Annotated in this window: 2 protein-coding genes and 1 pseudogene; all 3 read left to right on the top strand. The window is 67.3% G+C overall.

The annotated features are described in order from the left end of the window. Positions 1 to 79 (top strand): annotated as a pseudogene (locus tag A5714_RS24890) (type VII secretion protein EsxI); the annotation flags it as partial. Positions 80 to 197: 118 nt separating this feature from the next. Next, positions 198 to 1,100: an ESX secretion-associated protein EspG gene (locus A5714_RS00060; protein WP_068075017.1), complete on the top strand. Its 903-nt coding sequence runs from the start codon at positions 198 to 200 to the stop codon at positions 1,098 to 1,100. Between the two features lie 266 nt (positions 1,101 to 1,366). Continuing rightward, on the top strand, positions 1,367 to 2,114 hold a 748-nt coding region (gene eccD, locus A5714_RS00055), incomplete at its 3' end, for a type VII secretion integral membrane protein EccD (protein ID WP_068281642.1).

Genomic DNA, 2,114 nt, shown 5'->3' with positions numbered 1-2,114 from the left:
CTCCCACGGCCAGAAGGTGCAAAGTGCCGGCAGCAACATGGCCAGCACGGACAGCGCCGTCGGGTCCAGCTGGGCCTAACCGCAACCTCAGGCGCGGCAGCACACCCGGAAGTGGTGTGCTGCCGCGTCCTGCGGTTATCGTGCAGTTTGAGCCCCTGAAAGTTTTGGGGACCGGCTAGGGACCGACAGAGGTATCGATGGACCAACAGAGCACCCGCACCGACATCACCGTCAACGTCGACGGTTTCTGGATGCTTCAGGCACTGCTCGACATCCGGCACGTGGCACCGGAACTGCGGTGCCGCCCGTATGTCTCCACCGACTCGAGCGACTGGCTCAACGAGCATCCCGGCATGGCCGTGATGCGCGAGCAGGGCATCGTCGAAAACGATGAGGTGATCGAGCACGTTGCCGCCCGGATGAGAGTGCTCGCCGCGCCCGACCTCGAGGTCGTCGCCCTGCTGTCCCGGGGCAAGCTGCTTTACGGGGTGGTGGACGACGAGAACCAGCCGCCCGGTTCGCGCGACATCCCCGACAACGAGTTCCGGGTGGTCTTGGCGCGCCGCGGCCAGCACTGGGTCTCCGCGGTGCGAGTCGGCGGCGACATCACCGTCGACGATGTCGCGGTGGCCGACAGCGCGTCGATCGCGTCGCTGGTCATCGACGCCTTGGAGTCGATCCACCACGCGGAGCCGGCGGCCATCAACGCGGTCAACGTGCCGCTGGAAGAGATGCTCGAAGCGACCAAGTCGTGGCAGGAGTCCGGCTTCAACGTCTTCTCCGGTGGCGACCTGCGCCGCATGGGGATCAGCGCGGCCACCGTGGCGGCGCTGGGTCAGGCGCTGTCGGACCCGGCAGCCGAGGTCGCGGTATACGCCCGGCAGTACCGGGACGACGCCAAAGGCCCCAGCGCGTCGGTGCTGTCCCTCAAGGACGGGTCGGGCGGCCGGATCGCGCTCTATCAGCAGGCCCGGACGGCGGGTTCGGGGGAGGCGTGGCTGGCGATCTGCCCGGCGACCCCGCAACTCGTGCAGGTCGGCGTCAAGACTGTGCTGGACACCCTTCCGTACGGCGAGTGGAAAACGCACAGTCGCGTGTGACATTCGATGAAACATAGAGTTTACCAACGCCTTTGCACTCAACATGCGGTTGAGATGCCGACACGGCATACTTCTTGCAAAGAGCAGCAGCAAACCTTTAGCCAGTGTCACCACACTCTTAATCGCAAGGCGAGGCAGATGAAATCCGAAACAGTCGGGCCGCGCGGTCACCGGCGTCGCAACGCCTCGGTGAGTGCATCGGCACAGACTCCCGCGCGACGGGCGGCACGGGGTTACTCAATCATCACGGTAGAAAGTGCAGGGCGATGACTGCGGTAGTTGTTGAAGCACCACAGCCTGACGTCGAGGGAATCTCACAGCCTCAGGCGGTAGTCGTCGGCGTCATGGCCGGCGCCGGCGTCCAGATCGGTGTCCTGCTGGACGCCAACGCCCCCGTCTCGGTGATGACCGAGCCGCTGTTGAAGGTGGTCAACAGCCGGCTCCGGGAGCTGGGCGAGAGCCCGCTGGAGGCCAAGGGCCGCGGCCGTTGGGCGCTGTGCCTGGTCGATGGGTCGCCGTTGCGGGCCACCACCTCCCTCGCCGAACAGGACGTCTACGACGGCGACCGGCTCTGGATCCGGTTCATCCCGGACACCGAGCACCGCTCGCAGGTCATCGAGCACATCTCGACCGCGGTCGCCGCGGACCTGAGCAAGCGCTTCGCCGCGATCGACCCCGTCGTCGCGGTCCAGGTCGGTGCCTCGATGGTGGGCATCGGCGTCACCACCGCCGCCGGCCTGCTCGGCTGGTGGCGGTGGCACCACAACTCGTGGTTGCCCACGGTCTACGCCGGGGTGATCGGCCTGCTGGCCCTGGGCGTCGCGCTGATGCTGCTGATGCGCGCCCGCACGCAACAGGACCGTCGCGTCGCCGATATCATGTTGCTGAGCAGCCTGGCGCCGATCTCGGTGTCCGCCGCGTCGGCGCCGCCCGGTGGGGTGGGATCGCCGCACGCCGTGCTCGGCTTCGGCGTGCTGACCGTCGGCGCGATGCTGGCCCTGCGGTTCACCGGTC

The sequence above is a fragment of the Mycobacterium sp. E2462 genome (genome assembly GCF_001672685.1).
Lineage (GTDB): Bacteria > Actinomycetota > Actinomycetes > Mycobacteriales > Mycobacteriaceae > Mycobacterium.
This window is presented reverse-complemented; position numbering and strand designations above follow the sequence as displayed.